Source organism: Bradyrhizobium barranii subsp. barranii, assembly GCF_017565645.3.
GTDB lineage: Bacteria > Pseudomonadota > Alphaproteobacteria > Rhizobiales > Xanthobacteraceae > Bradyrhizobium > Bradyrhizobium barranii.
Genome location: NZ_CP086136.1, coordinates 775,706 through 789,165, shown reverse-complemented (window position 1 = coordinate 789,165; position 13,460 = coordinate 775,706). Strand labels below are relative to the sequence as shown.

Annotated in this window: 13 protein-coding genes; 2 read left to right on the top strand and 11 right to left on the bottom strand. The window is 64.8% G+C overall.

Features of this window, described 5'->3' with window-relative positions:
- Positions 1–2: 2 nt before the first annotated feature.
- From pstA to J4G43_RS03805, 10 genes are all read right to left on the bottom strand, one after another.
- Positions 3–848, bottom strand: a complete 846-nt coding sequence (gene pstA, locus J4G43_RS03850) for a phosphate ABC transporter permease PstA (RefSeq protein WP_208084048.1) — start codon at positions 846–848, stop codon at positions 3–5.
- A gap of 1 nt (position 849) precedes the next feature.
- On the bottom strand, positions 850–1,839 hold the full coding sequence (gene pstC / locus J4G43_RS03845; protein WP_063979880.1) for a phosphate ABC transporter permease subunit PstC: 990 nt from the start codon (positions 1,837–1,839) through the stop codon (positions 850–852).
- Between the two features lie 144 nt (positions 1,840–1,983).
- Positions 1,984–2,997 carry a phosphate ABC transporter substrate-binding protein PstS gene (gene pstS / locus J4G43_RS03840; protein ID WP_063985930.1) on the bottom strand — a complete coding sequence of 338 codons (1,014 nt, stop codon included), beginning with the start codon at positions 2,995–2,997 and terminating at the stop codon, positions 1,984–1,986.
- A 144-nt stretch (positions 2,998–3,141) separates the two neighbouring features.
- On the bottom strand, positions 3,142–4,440 hold the full coding sequence (locus tag J4G43_RS03835) for an ATP-binding protein (protein WP_208084047.1): 1,299 nt from the start codon (positions 4,438–4,440) through the stop codon (positions 3,142–3,144).
- 32 nt (positions 4,441–4,472) lie between these two features.
- Entirely contained in the window at positions 4,473–5,528 is a 1,056-nt protein-coding gene (locus tag J4G43_RS03830; protein ID WP_208084046.1) for a lysylphosphatidylglycerol synthase domain-containing protein, read from the bottom strand.
- A gap of 453 nt (positions 5,529–5,981) precedes the next feature.
- On the bottom strand, positions 5,982–6,209 hold the full coding sequence (locus tag J4G43_RS03825; protein WP_208084045.1) for an Rdx family protein: 228 nt from the start codon (positions 6,207–6,209) through the stop codon (positions 5,982–5,984).
- Positions 6,210–6,220: 11 nt separating this feature from the next.
- Positions 6,221–7,153: a haloalkane dehalogenase gene (locus tag J4G43_RS03820; protein WP_208084044.1), complete on the bottom strand. Its 933-nt coding sequence runs from the start codon at positions 7,151–7,153 to the stop codon at positions 6,221–6,223.
- Positions 7,150–7,740, bottom strand: coding sequence for a TetR/AcrR family transcriptional regulator (locus tag J4G43_RS03815; RefSeq protein ID WP_208084043.1), 591 nt, complete (start codon positions 7,738–7,740; stop codon positions 7,150–7,152). The genes J4G43_RS03820 and J4G43_RS03815 overlap by 4 nt, the downstream gene beginning before the upstream one ends.
- A 125-nt stretch (positions 7,741–7,865) precedes the next feature.
- Positions 7,866–8,162 (bottom strand): hypothetical protein, encoded by a 297-nt coding sequence (locus tag J4G43_RS03810; protein ID WP_063979886.1) that lies wholly within the window; start codon positions 8,160–8,162, stop codon positions 7,866–7,868.
- A gap of 2 nt (positions 8,163–8,164) precedes the next feature.
- A complete protein-coding gene (locus J4G43_RS03805) occupies positions 8,165–9,559 on the bottom strand; it encodes an OmpA family protein (protein WP_208084042.1) in 1,395 nt (464 codons plus the stop codon).
- A gap of 164 nt (positions 9,560–9,723) precedes the next feature.
- Between J4G43_RS03805 and J4G43_RS03800 the strand changes: the two genes are divergently transcribed.
- Positions 9,724–10,782, top strand: coding sequence for a polysaccharide deacetylase family protein (locus J4G43_RS03800; protein WP_208084041.1), 1,059 nt, complete (start codon positions 9,724–9,726; stop codon positions 10,780–10,782).
- 228 nt (positions 10,783–11,010) lie between these two features.
- Positions 11,011–11,811: an SDR family oxidoreductase gene (locus J4G43_RS03795; RefSeq protein ID WP_208084040.1), complete on the top strand. Its 801-nt coding sequence runs from the start codon at positions 11,011–11,013 to the stop codon at positions 11,809–11,811.
- 175 nt (positions 11,812–11,986) lie between these two features.
- Here the strand turns inward: J4G43_RS03795 and boxB are convergent, their stop codons facing one another.
- The gene (boxB, locus tag J4G43_RS03790; RefSeq protein WP_208089238.1) at positions 11,987–13,423 is read right to left on the bottom strand and encodes a benzoyl-CoA 2,3-epoxidase subunit BoxB; all 1,437 of its coding nucleotides are present in this window, start codon (positions 13,421–13,423) and stop codon (positions 11,987–11,989) included.
- Positions 13,424–13,460 lie beyond the last annotated feature (37 nt).

Sequence of the window (13,460 nt, the reverse complement as noted above, 5' to 3'; positions counted from 1 at the left end):
ACTCATTTTGCGGTCCTCTCGGCGCTCAGAATGCGCGCGCCAATATTCAGGGCAAGAACGGTCAGGGTGATGAGCAGCGCGCCGCTCCAGGCGAGCTGCTTCCAGTAGGCGTAGGGGCTCTGCACGAAATTGTTGATGGTGACCGGCAGGTTCGCCATCGTCTTGTTCAGACCCAGGCTGAAGAACTGGTTCGACAGCGCGGTGAAGAGCAGCGGCGCGGTCTCGCCGGCGACGCGGGCGGTGGCCAGCATCACGCCGGTGATGAGGCCCGAGCGCGCCGCGCGATAGGCGATGCGCTTGATCACCAGCGAGCGCGGCAGGCCGAGCGCCGAGGCCGCCTCACGCAGTGCGTTCGGCACCAGCAGCAGCATGTCCTCGGTGGTACGCAGCACCACCGGGATGACGATGACCGCGAGTGCGAGTGCGCCGGCAATCGCCGAGAAGCCGCGCATTGGCACCACCACCGCACCATAGATGAACAGGCCGATGATGATCGAGGGCGCCGAGAGCAGGATGTCGTTGATGAAGCGGATCACCGAGGTCAGGCGGTCGTTGCGGCCGTACTCGGCGAGATAGGTGCCGGCGAACAGACCGAGCGGCGCGCCGATGCCGACGCCGAGCACGGTCATGATGATCGAACCCACGATGGCGTTGCGCAGGCCGCCCTCGGTCGAGCCCGGAGGCGGCGTGTCCGCAACGAAGAGCTCCAGGTTCAGGCCGGCAATGCCGTTGTAGAGCAGCGTCATCAGGATCAGCGCGAGCCATGTGACGCCGAAGGCAGCGGCAGCCAGGCAGAGCACACGGATGACGATGTCCATGCGGCGGCGGCGTGCGTAGATCGGGTTCATGTTACTTCCCCGCCTTCTTTTCAAGACGCATCAGCATCAACCGTGCAGCCGCGAGCACGAAGAATGTCAGCACGAACAGCAGCAGGCCGAGCAAGATCAGGCCGGACTGGTGCAGGCCGTCGCTCTCGGCGAACTCCGATGCGATCGCCGCCGAGATCGTGGTGCCCGGGGCGAAGATCGACGACGAGATGCGGAACGAGTTGCCGATGATGAAGGTCACCGCCATGGTCTCGCCGAGCGCGCGGCCGAGCGCCAGCATGACACCGCCGATGACGCCGACGCGGGTGTAGGGGATCACCACGCTGCGCACGACTTCCCAGGTGGTGCAGCCGACGCCGTAGGCGGCTTCCTTGAGCACCGGCGGCACCGTCTTGAACACGTCGACCGAGATCGAGGTGATGAAGGGCAGCACCATGATGGCGAGGATCAGCGCCGCGTTGAACAGGCTGAGATAGGACGGCGGGCCTGCGAAGATCGCGCCCAGCACCGGGACGCCGTCGAAGATCTTGATCATGAAGGGCTGGAACGTGTTGGCCAGGAACGGGCCGAGCACGAAGAAGCCCCACATGCCGTAGATGATCGAGGGAATGCCGGCGAGCAGCTCGATCGCCATGCCGATCGGGCGGCGCGCCCATTGCGGGCAGAGCTCGGTCAGAAAGATCGCAATGCCGAGACCGACCGGAATGGCGATCGCCATCGCGATGAAGGAGGTGATGAGCGTGCCGTAAATCGGGCCGAGCGCGCCGAGCACGGGCGGATCTGCCGACGGCGCCCAGCGCTGCGTCCACAGGAAGGCGAAGCCGTATTCCTTCATCGCCGGGAACGCGCCGACGATCAGCGAGATGATGATGCCACCGAGGATGAGGAGCACCGAGATCGCGGACAGCCGCGTGATCCAGTAGAAGGTGAGGTCGCCGAGCTTGAAGGCGCCCAAGGCCTTGGCGCGGTCATACGGTCCGGCGTCGTCGATTACATCGCTCTGAACGGCCATCTCTGCCACGCCGATCCCCTGTGCCCGTTTGATATACGCTTGTTGTCGGTCTTGTTGTTGGTCTTGCGCTCCGGATGCGGCGCGAGGCCGATCCGGAGCGGAGGTCTTGTGAGATCCCGGCGCCCAGTCCGGGACACAGAGCGCTTAGCTCTTGATCTCGGCAGCCCAGGTCTTCTCGATCAGCTGGACGACCGGGTCCGGCATCGGGATGTAGTCGAGCTCTTCAGCCGCCTTGCCGCCGCTCTTGAAGGCCCAGCGGAAGAACTTGATGGCTTCCTGCGAGGCTGCCTTGTCGGTGGCATCCTTGTGCATGAGGATGAAGGTCGCCGCCGTGATCGGCCAGGACTTGTCGCCGGGCTGGTCGGTCAGGATGACGTAGTAGCCGGGAGCCTTGGCCCAGTCGGCGTTGGAAGCGGCCGCCTGGAAGGCTTCGACCGTCGGCTGCACCGGTTTGCCGGCCTTGTTGACGAGGCCGGTGTAGGTCAGCTTGTTCTGCTTGGCATAGGCGTACTCGACGTAGCCGATCGAGTTCTTGGTCTGGCTGATGTTGCCCGACACGCCTTCGTTGCCCTTGGCGCCGACGCCGACCGGCCACTCGACCGCGGTGCCCTCACCGACCTTGCTCTTCCAGTCCGCGCTGGCCTTGGCGAGATAGTTGGTGAAGTTGAAGGTGGTGCCCGAACCATCCGAGCGGCGGACCACGGTGATCGCGTCCGACGGCAGCTTCACGTTCGGATTGAGCTTCTTGATCGCGGCGTCGTCCCACTTGGTGATCTTGCCGAGATAGATGCTGGCCAGGGTCTCGCCGTCGAACACCAGCTCGCCGGGCTTCACGCCCTCGATGTTGACGACCGGAACGATGGCGCCCATCACCATCGGCCACTGGACGAGGCCGTCCTTCTCGAGCTGCTCGGCCTTGAGCGGCGCGTCGCTGGCGCCGAAGGTCACGGTCTTGGCCTGGATCTGCTTGATGCCGCCGCCGGAGCCGATCGACTGGTAGTTCAGACCGTTGCCGGTCTCCTTCTTGTAGGCGTCAGCCCACTTGGAATAGATCGGGAACGGGAACGTCGCACCGGCACCCGTGATGTCGGCAGCAAACGCCGCCGTCGCCGATGCGGCGACCAAGCCGGCAGCGACGATAGTTTTGATGAAATTCATGGTGGTCTCCATACAGGGGAGCGAAGCGCCATCCGCGCCCGATCGCGCTCCCCGTGCCGCCCCTTTAGGAGCGGTCGGCTGTGCTTTTACGAAGGTTTCGTGACAGCTGGATGACACGGCCAAGCGATTGAAATCGCTTGAATATCAGGTTGGAGCCGCGGTCTTCGCCTGGGGAAAACAGGCCGTGAAAACGGCGCCCTGCTTGGGCACGCTCTCGATCAAAAGCCGGCCGCGATGGCGGTTAAGAATATGTTTCACCAGCGATAATCCGAGCCCCGTCCCGCCCTGCGAGCGGCTGTCGCCGACGTCGACCCGGTAGAACCGCTCGGTCAGTCGCGGCAGATGCTCGGGCGCGATGCCGGGTCCGAAATCGCGGACCAGGACCCGGATTTCCTGAGCTCCATCAGTGGCTGCCGCGGCGGCCAGCGACACGATGACACGTCCGCCCGACGCCCCGTATTTGAGGGCGTTCTCGATCAGGTTCTCGAACAGGCGGAGCAATTCCTCGCGGTCGCCCGCAATCATCACCGGGGTCTCAGGCAGATGGGTCTCGACCTCGACCTGGCGCTCCCGCGCCAGCGGCTCGAGCCCGTCGGCGACCTGGAAGATGATCGGCAGCAGGTCGACCAGGGTGTCGGGCCGCACATGGGCCGACAGCTCGACCCGCGACAGCGAGAGCAGATCGTCGATCAGGCGCGCCATCCGGGTCGCCTGATTGTGCATGATGCCGAGGAACCGCTCGCGTGCCTTGGGATCGTCCTTGGCCTGGCCCTGGAGCGTGTCGATGAAGCCTGACAGCGCGGCGAGCGGCGTGCGCAGCTCGTGGCTGGCATTGGCGACGAAGTCTGCGCGCATCTCCTCGACCCGGCGCAGCGGCGTCTGGTCGTGGAAGGTCATCAGCATGCATTTGTCGGCGCCGCCGAAGGAGGTCGGCACCGGCACCGGCGTGATGGTCAGCTCCATCCAGCGGTCGACCGGCACATGGTCGAGATAGGTCGTGCGCCGCGGCTCAGTGGTCGCAATGGACTCCCGCAGCGCCGTGATGATCTCCGGCGAGCGCAGCGCGAACTGGGCGAGCTCGTTCTTGCGCAGCGCCGGCGCCAGCTGGGCGGCGGCGGCATTGAGATGGATGACACGCCCGGCGCGGTCGAGCAGCACCGCCGGATCCGGCATGCCGGCGACGACCGCGGCCACCGCCGCGCTCTCGACCGGGTTGACGCGGCGGGTGTCGTCGCGCGAGGCGGCGTTGTCGTGCAGCCGCCAGGGGATCAGCGCCGCGGCCGCGATGCAGAGGAACACGGTCGCCGCCCGCATCACCGACAATTCGCCGAGCGAGACCACCACCGACAGCGCCAGCGCCGCGGCGATCAGGATGACGGTCGAATGCCGCAGCCGGTCGGACCAGGGCTGCGCGGAGGGAGAAGATGGGGCGTCGATCGCCATCGGGGCGGGCTTCTCCTAAGGGGATGCGCCGGTCAGGCGCCGGTGTCGCTGCGCTCTCTCACATAGGCGGCTTCACGCGCCGGGCCGGGGTCGAGCTTGAGCGCCGCCTGCTGCAAGCGCTTCGATCGAGCGCCGATTATAACCTCGCGAAACGTCAGCAAGATTACAGATATGACGAAGGGGGAGAGATAATAGAGGACGCGGAACAGGAGCATGCCACCCAGCAGTTCCTCGCGGTCCATCTGCCAGAGGCCGACCAGCATGGCGGCATCGAACACGCCGAGTCCTCCCGGCGAGTGGCTGGCGAAACCGAGCAACGTCGCCGAGACGAAGATCACCGCCACCACGACGAAGCCGAGATTGGGCTCGTCCGGGACCAGCACGTACATCGCGAGCGCACAGAAGCCGAGATCGATGATGCCGATGGCGATCTGGAGCAGCGTCAGCGGGCCGCCCGGCAGCACCACGGTCCATGGCCCGCGGCCGACCACCCGCGGCTGGGTCCAGACCCAGACCACATAGGCGACCAGCCCCGCGATGATCATCATCGCCAGCATCCGGTTCAGCCAGGGCGGAAGCTGGTCGATCGAGGCCGCGGCTTCCGGATGGTAGGAGATGCCGAGGCCGAGCACGGCGGCATTGCCGAGCCAGAAGGTCAGGCCGGCGAGAAAGCAGATCTTTGCGACGTCGATCGCGTTCAGGCCATAGGCCGAATAGATGCGGTAGCGCACCGCGCCGCCGGTGAAGACGCTGGCGCCGACATTGTGGCCGATCGAATAGCTGGTGAAGGCGGCGAGCGCATTGATGCGGTAGGGCACATGGGTGTGACCGATCGCGCGCACGGCGAACAGATCGTAGAAGGTCAGGGTGAAATAGCCCGCGGCCACGAACAGCGCCGCCATCGCGATCTGGCTCGGCTCGGTGCTCTTGATCGCTTCGAGGACCTCGTTGACGTCGATGCCCCGCAGCATGTGGTAGAGCACATAGCAAGCGATGCCGATGACCGCGACGCTGATCACAACTCCAAGCTTATGCAGGACTTGCTTCTGGCGCAGAAACGTCATCGCCCTGCGTATGGCTTCCAGCATCTAGACCTCGAACAACGCTTCAGCGGCCGGGGTGGCCGGCGGACAGGCGGACGACGCACAGGCATTCAACGAACCCTTGCCGCCGGCTCCGGCATCGCGCATGCCCCATGCCCTTCCACTAGCGCGTTTTGGGGCGGAGTGGAATTCAGCAATTCGAACAAAAACTCGTGCCTTCAATATTTTAGGCAGGGTTGCGGGCTCCTGATGCACGGATTGGCGCTTTCGGCGGCAAGACTGACGCGAATCTCCATGGCAATCCTGCGCAGGCGCCATGAAGTTTTGATGATTTCGACCGCACAATGTTCCGTCACGACTTAAGCCGACGTCAATCTATGGGCCGCCCCCGCCTGGCGAAAGAGGGGGTGGCCGGCGCTGTTGTTCAGGGATTTCAGGTGGGCCGAAAGGCCGCGGCGACGGTGGCGGCCTCAGGAAGCGATCGGAATCCGCCCCGGATCAGTGCCACGCGGAAGTGACGGCGGCCACGATTTCGTCGGTACCGGGAAAGTGGCCCTTGCTGCGGCTGGCGGCGATGCTGTCGCCGACCTTGACCTGGAAGATCCCACCCTTGGCGGGCACGAGAGCCGTCTCCAGCGCCAAATGCTGCCGCAGCGCAGCAGCGGCGTCCTTGGCGCGCTTCTCGTAGCCGCAGGGACGGCAATAGATGATGGTCACATCAGCCATCTCGCCCGCCTTCAGGCAGCGCGCTGCTGGCGCACGGCTTCAATGCCGGCGATCCAGCCGGCGATGGAGCGGCCGATCGCCTCGGGGTGATCCTCCTGGAGAAAGTGCAGCCCGGGTCCGAGGTGGACCAATGTGCAGTGCTTCAGCGAGGCTGCGAACCGCTCGGCGAATTCGGGCGCGACGAGCGCGCCGGGCGTGCCCGAGAACAACAGCTTCGGATAGGACGATGCAGCCAGCGCCGCATGCGCGGATTGGAGCATCTCGTAGACGTCGGCGGGCTCGCCTGCGATCGGCAGTTCGCGGGGGAAGGCGAGAACGGGGCGCCGACTCTCCGGCGTCGGGAATGGCGCGCGATAGGGCGCCATCTCGTCGTCGCTGAGCTCGCGCACGATGCCACCGGGCAGCACGCGTTCGACGAACGCATTCGCCTCGAGGATCATCGCTTCGCCCTCGCCCGGCGTCCTGAATTTGCGGAACGCCGCCCTCGCCGCCTCGGCGTGGTCCTGCTCCTCCGCGACCTCGGTGTGGTGAAAGTCCTGCCAGGTCGGCATCGGGCGGATGAACTCCATGAAGGCGAGGCCGCGCACGAAATCCGGCCGGCGCGCGGCGAGATGGAACGCGAGCGCGGTGCCCCAGTCCTGCGCGACGAGATAGGCCGATTTGATGCCGCGCTGTTCGATGAATGCATCGAGATAGCGGACGTGGTCGACGAAGCGATAGCCTATGTCGGGCTTGCCGGACTGGCCGAAGCCGACGAGATCGGGCGCGATGCAATGTGCGACCGGCGATACAAGCGGCAGGATGTTGCGCCAGATATGCGACGACGTCGGGTTGCCGTGCAGGAACAGGGCTGCGGGCGCATCGCGATCTCCCGCCTCGCGATAGGCCATCGTGCTTCCCAGCACGGACGCTTTGAGAGTCTCGATTTCAGTTGGCTTGCTCATGTCAGCTCCCTGAAGACGGTTTGAAAGGCGATGGTCTTGAAACGTTCGAGGGCGTTGGGATTGCAGTCGACCTTCATGCGCAGGATCGCGCCCTGCCAGGACGCGAGCAGGAAATCGGCAAGCTCTTCGGGCTCGAAATCGGATGCGATCTCGCGGCACGTCTGGGCGTCCCTGATGCAGGCGGCGAACGGCGTGCGCCATTCGGCGAAGATTTCGGCGAGACGCGCGCGCAGCATTTCGCTGCTGGCTGATGCCTCCAGGCTGAGATCACCGATCAGGCAGCCGCGGCCATAGCCGTCGGCCTCCAGCCGGCCGGTGATGATGTCGAGATAGCGGCGCAGCCGCGCGCGCGGCGTCAGCGAGGTGTCGTCGAGCGCCTCCGCGACCAGTCCCCTCGTGGTGTCGAAGTAGCGGTCGAGCACCTCGGAGGCGAACACCTCTTTGGAGCGAAAATGGTTGGTGAAGGACCCCTGCGGCGCGCCTGCCGCAGCGGTGACGTCGCGCACGCTGGTGCCGTGATAGCCGGTCCTGAACATGACCTTCAGGCCGGCATCGAGGATGGCGTCTTTGAGTGAGGGCTTTGGCATAAGGAAAACAATACGTACGTACGTATTAATGTCAAACACATTCCAATCGTTCGGCAATTTGCTTGCCGATCAAGCCGTTATTGCAATGTTGGATAGAGGCTCGCCCTCCGAGCGAACCTGAAGATCTAAGCCGCCGGCTGGCTCCGCGAGACCACCCTGTCGCGCAGCCAGGCGCCGATGGTGCAGCCGACGAGGTAGCAGGCGAACATGACCAGCCCGAGATCGAGCCAATAGCCGAAGCGGCCGGGCACCACATGCGCGAACGAGGCTGCGACCAAGGCGGCGGCAAGCACGGCGAGCCAGCGCGCGGTCACCTTCGAGGTGCCGTTGCCGCGCTGGACCACCGAGATCCAGCCCATGCAAAAGCCCAGCAGCAGCGAGCCGATCAGCCAGCCCAGATGGAACGAGACGAGATAGGGCATCATCACCTCACCAGAAATTCGATGCGGCGGTTCTGCGCCTTGCCTTCGTCGGTGTCATTTCCGGCGAGGGGCTGCGTGGCGCCATAGCCGACCGGGGTGAAGCGGGTGGCCGGCAGCCCGGCCTTGACCAGATAGTCGATCACGGCCTGCGCGCGCTTCTCCGAGAGAGCCTGATTGAAGGAGTCCTCACCGTCGGCATCGGTGTGCCCGGCCACCTCGATATTGGTGGTGGGGCAGCGCAGCGCCGTCTCGATCAGGTGGTCGAGAATGCCGGCGGAATCCGGGTCGATGTCGGCGCGTTTCGTTGCGAAGCGGATCTTGCCCTTGTTCAGGAGCTCCGTGAACAATTGCTGGCAGACCGTGCCGTCGACCGGGCCCGCGGCAGGCTTCACCGTAATCTCCGGCTTGTACTGCCAGTTCTTCGGGAAGTCCTTGCCGAGGCCTGCGCGGATGTCGTTGGCGGCCCCTTCATAGAGCGCGTCGCCCGACAGCTTCACCTCGCGATCGGACACCACGAGCGTACCGGTCGACAGCCGCGACAGCCCGCCGAGCGCTGCGACCACGGCAGTATTGAAGGAGCCGGGTGCGCCGACGCTGGCCTTGAGATTGTCGACGACCTTTTCGGTGAAGAACTTTCGCGAGGCACTCGTTGCAATGGCCGCGTGCACGTTGTTGTCAGGCACGTAGCCGGTCAGCGTCACCGTCGCGGCAACCGGGTCCTTGTAGGCCTGGAAGATGTAGGGCGGCGCCTTGACATCGTTGGCGGCGACCGAAAAGCCCTCGGGCAGGTTCTTGAGCGCGGCCGCGATCGCCTCACGGCCGCCGAGCTCGCGCGCCATGCCCGACAGATTGACCTTGGTGTCCGTGATCGTGATCTTGCCGTCCTTGAGCTTGCCGATCTGGTCGAGCAGCAGCATCGCGGCGGCCTCGAACCGCGGCGGCGCGCCGCGTGCGAGGCCCATTTGATCGGCGACCTCGGTCCCGTTGACCTCCTTGCGCGCGGCCTCGGTCAGGCGCGCCTTCATCGACGGCAGGGGCGCGGAGCCGGACAGCGTCACCCGCACTACGTCACGCTCGGCATTCCAGACGAAGGGCGTTGCTTCGGGAACAAGGCGGGTCCGGTCGTCGACCAGGCGCACGCCCGGAACGAGCTCGACCGCCATCACGGCATCGCGGCGCCCCTCCTCGGAAAAGGCGTCCGCGGCCAGGCCGACGTCCCGGCCGTCCACCGCGATCCGGGTCTTGTCCAGAACGGTCTCCTTGAGCGCCGCCGAGCTGCGGGCGGACAGGTCCGCCTCGACCGGCAAGGTATTATTCCAGGCCGCAAATCCCCACATGACGGCCAGGGGGATCAGCCCTGGCCACCATTTGCTGGCCCACCTGAAAAGCTTCTGCATTCAACGACCCGAACTCTGGAACCGGAGACAAAACAAACCCTTGGCGGGCTGTCAAACCGGAAATGATGCCCTTCCGAAGGCCATGCGTCGACAATTGGAATAACTTTTTCTTCAAGGGTTCTTCCGTAAGTTGAAAGTGGAATGCCAGAGTTCGCCAGCCGGTCATGAAACAACTCCGAAACAACGTCATCCGCGCCGGGCTGGGGGCACTCTATTTCAGCGGGGCGCACCACCTGTTGCGCCCGCTCTTGTCGGGCGTCGGCGCCATTTTCATGCTGCACCATGTGCGGCCGGCCCGCGAGGCCGCGTTCCAGCCGAACCGGCACCTCGAAGTCACCCCCGATTTCCTGCGCGCCACGCTGAGCCATTTGCACTCGCGCGGGATCGACATCGTCAGCATGGACGAGCTGCATGAGCGGCTGGTGCAGGGCCGGTTCACCCGCCCCTTTGCCGCCTTCACCCTCGACGACGGTTACCGCGACAATCTCGAATTCGCGCTGCCGGTTCTGCGCGAATTTGACGCGCCCTTGGCCGTCTATGTCGCGAGCGAATTTGCCGAGGGCACCGGACGCCTGTGGTGGACCGCGCTGGAAACCGTGATCGCCAAGGCCGAACAGATCGACATCCAGATCGGAAATTCCGCGCTGCGGCTGGACGCAACGACCCCTGCCGCAAAACAAATGGCGTTCGACCGCCTGCACGATTGGCTGCGCGCGCTGCCGGGCGAACATGATCTCAAGCGCGAGATCGAGGCGCTCTGCGCCAGATACGACGTCGACATGGCCGCGCTGTGCCGCAGCCTGTGCCTGTCCTGGGACGAGGTGAAGGCATTTGCCGCCGATCCGCTGGTCACGATCGGCGCGCACACCATCAGCCATTGCAATCTCGCCAGGCAGAGCGAGGGGATCGCCGCACAGGAGATGGCGGTAAGCCGCGCGCGGATCGAGCAGGCGCTCGGCCGTACCGTGCTGCACTTCGCCTACCCCTATGGCGACCGCGAAGCGGCGGGCGAGCGCGAATTCACACTCGCTGCATCGGCCGGCTTCAAGACCGCGGTGACGACCCGGCCCGGCATGCTGTTCGCCGAGAACGCCGGCCACATGACCGCGCTGCCGCGCGTCTCGCTCAACGGCAATTACCAGGACGCGCGAATTTTGCCGGTGCTGACCTCGGGCGCCGCGACCGCGATGTGGAACGGCTTTCGCCGGATTGCGGCGGCGTAGCCACGCTGTCGTCCCGGCGAACGCCGGGACCCATACCGCGGAATCCATCGATTACATTTGGTAGAAGTACCGAACGACGAGTCGTCGCCAAACTACTCCCTGTGGTTATGGGTCCCGGCGTTCGCCGGGACGACACCGAGTGAGTTGGACCGCAGCCGCACCACACTCGCGCCTTCCTTGACTCCCCTCTCCGCCGCGCTCAAAACGGCGTCAACCAAGGGAGGCACCATGTTCAACGATCTGTTCTCGCTCAAAGGCCGCGTCGCGCTCGTGACCGGCGGCTCGCGCGGCATCGGCAAGATGATCGCGGCGGGCTTCCTCGCGCAAGGCGCGGCGAAGGTCTACATCACCGCGCGCAAGGCCGGACCGTGCGAGGCGACGGCGAAAGAGCTCTCCGCCCAATATGGCGGCGAATGCATCGCGCTGCCGATCGATATCTCGACCATCGAAGGCTGCGACAGGTTGGCCGCCGAAATCATCAAGCTGGAGCCGAAGCTCGACATCCTCGTCAACAATGCGGGTGCGGCCTGGGGCGCGGAGTTCGACGAATTCCCGGAGAGCGGCTGGGACAAGGTGATGGACCTCAACGTCAAGTCGCTGTTCTTCCTGACCAAGGCGCTGGCAAAGCCGCTGCGCGCGGCGGCCTCGCATGAGCGGCCCGCCAAGGTCATCAACATCGCCTCGGTCGACGGTATCTTCGTCAATCCGAGCGAGACCTATTCCTACGCCGCCAGCAAGGCCGCCGTGATCCATCTGACGCGGCGCATGGCGACGAAACTGATCAAGGACAACATCAACGTCACCGCGATCGCGCCGGGCGCGTTCAAGTCCGACATGAACCGCGCCGCGCGCGACCACGCGGACGAGGTCGCAAAGCGCATTCCGGCGCGGCGCATCGGAACCGATGAGGACATGGCCGGCGTGGCAATCTATCTCGCCTCGCGCGCGGGCGATTACGTGGTCGGCAACACCATCGCCGTCGACGGCGGCGTGGTCTACGCCAATGCCGGGCTGGAGATCGCGGGGTAGGCGGGGCGTCTCAGCACAGAGCGCGCGTCACACTCCGCAGTCATGCCCCGGCTTGACCGGGGCATCCAGTACGCTGCAGCGTCTCGATCTATCTCTGCCGCCTCTGGAATACTGGATCACCCGCTTTCGCGGGTGATGACACCATTTGCGTTGTGCGAGGGTCGAACCCTGACTCTTACGACTCGATCTTCACATACTCGAAATCGCCGGGCTTGTTGTCGATGCCGACCTTCGGCGGCGAGATCCAGGATGCGAACTTGCCGGTCTCGGTGACGGGCTGCATCAGCGAGGTGATGAAGTCGCCATCGGCGGTCGAGGGCAGCCATTCGTCCTTGCGCTTCGCCCAGGTGGCGTCGTCGATCAAAAGACCATCCGGCGTCGCATGGATGCCCTTGAACTCGCCGATATGCCGATGGAAAGCGACGTTGGGCAGTTTGAGCTGGAAGTTATAGCCCGCGGTCGAGATCACCTTGTTCCAGCGCAGCATGCCCTTGACGCAGTCCTGGCTGTAATCGTCGCGCAGGCGCATGTTGAGCGCGGTCAGCGCCGGCTCGTCGACCAGCTTGATCTCGCCGTCGATGAACTTGAGCACCGGATAGGTGGCGTTCTTGAGCTGGTGATCGTCGTCGATCTGGGTCTCGTGATAGCGGCCCTTGATGCCGGTGTTGAAGGCGTTGGCAGCGTTGGTCGAGACCTCCGAGCCGAACAGGTCGAGCGACAGCGTATAGTGCAGGTTCAACTTCTTCTGGATCGTCGGCAGGTCGATCACGCCGAGCGCGCGAACCTTTGCGATGTCGGTGGGATCGGTGATGCCGGCTTCGCGCATCGCGTCACAAGTGCGCTGCACGACGCGGGTGATGCCGGTCTCGCCGACGAACATGTGGTGCGCTTCTTCCGTCAGCATGAAACGGCAGGTGCGCGACAAGGGATCGAAGCCCGACTGCGCGAGCGAGTGCAGCTGCATCTTGCCGTCGCGGTCGGTGAAGTAGGTGAACATGAAAAAGGACAGCCAGTCCGGCGTCGCCTCGTTGAAGGCACCGAGCATGCGCGGCGCATCGGCATCGCCCGAGCGACGGCGCAGCAAGTCATCCGCTTCCTCGCGGCCGTCGCGGCCAAAGTACTTCTGGAGCAGATAGACCATCGCCCAGAGATGGCGGCCTTCCTCGACATTGACCTGGAACAAATTGCGCATGTCGTAGAGCGAGGGCGCGGTCTTGCCGAGGTGGCGCTGCTGCTCGACGGAAGCCGGCTCGGTGTCGCCCTGGATCACGATCAGGCGGCGCAGCATGGCGCGATACTCGCCCGGGACTTCCTGCCACGCAGGCTCGCCGAAATGCTCGCCGAACGGAACGACGCGATTTTCCTCCTGCGGCGCAAGCAGGATGCCCCAGCGATAGTCGGGCATGCGGACATAATCGAACTTGGCCCAGCCGCGCGGATCGACGGAATAGGCGGTGCGCAGATACACCAGCGACTCCTGAAAGCCTTCCGGCCCCATGTCGCTCCACCAGTCCATATAGCCGGGATGCCAGCCTTCCAGCGCCTTCAGCACCTGGCGGTCTTCGGCGAGATTCACGTTGTTCGGAATCTTGGTCGAGTAGTCGACGTTCATGATGTTCATGGTGGACCTCCCGTGGGGGACTGATTCA

Excerpts from the sequence above, each read along its gene's own strand:
- pstA (WP_208084048.1), bottom strand. The coding sequence starts at position 848 with ATGAACCCGATCTACGCACGCCGCCGCCGCATGGACATCGTCATCCGT.
- pstC (WP_063979880.1), bottom strand. The coding sequence starts at position 1,839 with ATGGCCGTTCAGAGCGATGTAATCGACGACGCCGGACCGTATGACCGC.
- pstS (WP_063985930.1), bottom strand. The coding sequence starts at position 2,997 with ATGAATTTCATCAAAACTATCGTCGCTGCCGGCTTGGTCGCCGCATCG.
- J4G43_RS03835 (WP_208084047.1), bottom strand. The coding sequence starts at position 4,440 with ATGGCGATCGACGCCCCATCTTCTCCCTCCGCGCAGCCCTGGTCCGAC.
- J4G43_RS03830 (WP_208084046.1), bottom strand. The coding sequence starts at position 5,528 with ATGCTGGAAGCCATACGCAGGGCGATGACGTTTCTGCGCCAGAAGCAA.
- J4G43_RS03825 (WP_208084045.1), bottom strand. The coding sequence starts at position 6,209 with ATGGCTGATGTGACCATCATCTATTGCCGTCCCTGCGGCTACGAGAAG.
- J4G43_RS03820 (WP_208084044.1), bottom strand. The coding sequence starts at position 7,153 with ATGAGCAAGCCAACTGAAATCGAGACTCTCAAAGCGTCCGTGCTGGGA.
- J4G43_RS03815 (WP_208084043.1), bottom strand. The coding sequence starts at position 7,740 with ATGCCAAAGCCCTCACTCAAAGACGCCATCCTCGATGCCGGCCTGAAG.
- J4G43_RS03810 (WP_063979886.1), bottom strand. The coding sequence starts at position 8,162 with ATGCCCTATCTCGTCTCGTTCCATCTGGGCTGGCTGATCGGCTCGCTG.
- J4G43_RS03805 (WP_208084042.1), bottom strand. The coding sequence starts at position 9,559 with ATGCAGAAGCTTTTCAGGTGGGCCAGCAAATGGTGGCCAGGGCTGATC.
- J4G43_RS03800 (WP_208084041.1), top strand. The coding sequence starts at position 9,724 with ATGAAACAACTCCGAAACAACGTCATCCGCGCCGGGCTGGGGGCACTC.
- J4G43_RS03795 (WP_208084040.1), top strand. The coding sequence starts at position 11,011 with ATGTTCAACGATCTGTTCTCGCTCAAAGGCCGCGTCGCGCTCGTGACC.
- boxB (WP_208089238.1), bottom strand. The coding sequence starts at position 13,423 with ATGAACGTCGACTACTCGACCAAGATTCCGAACAACGTGAATCTCGCC.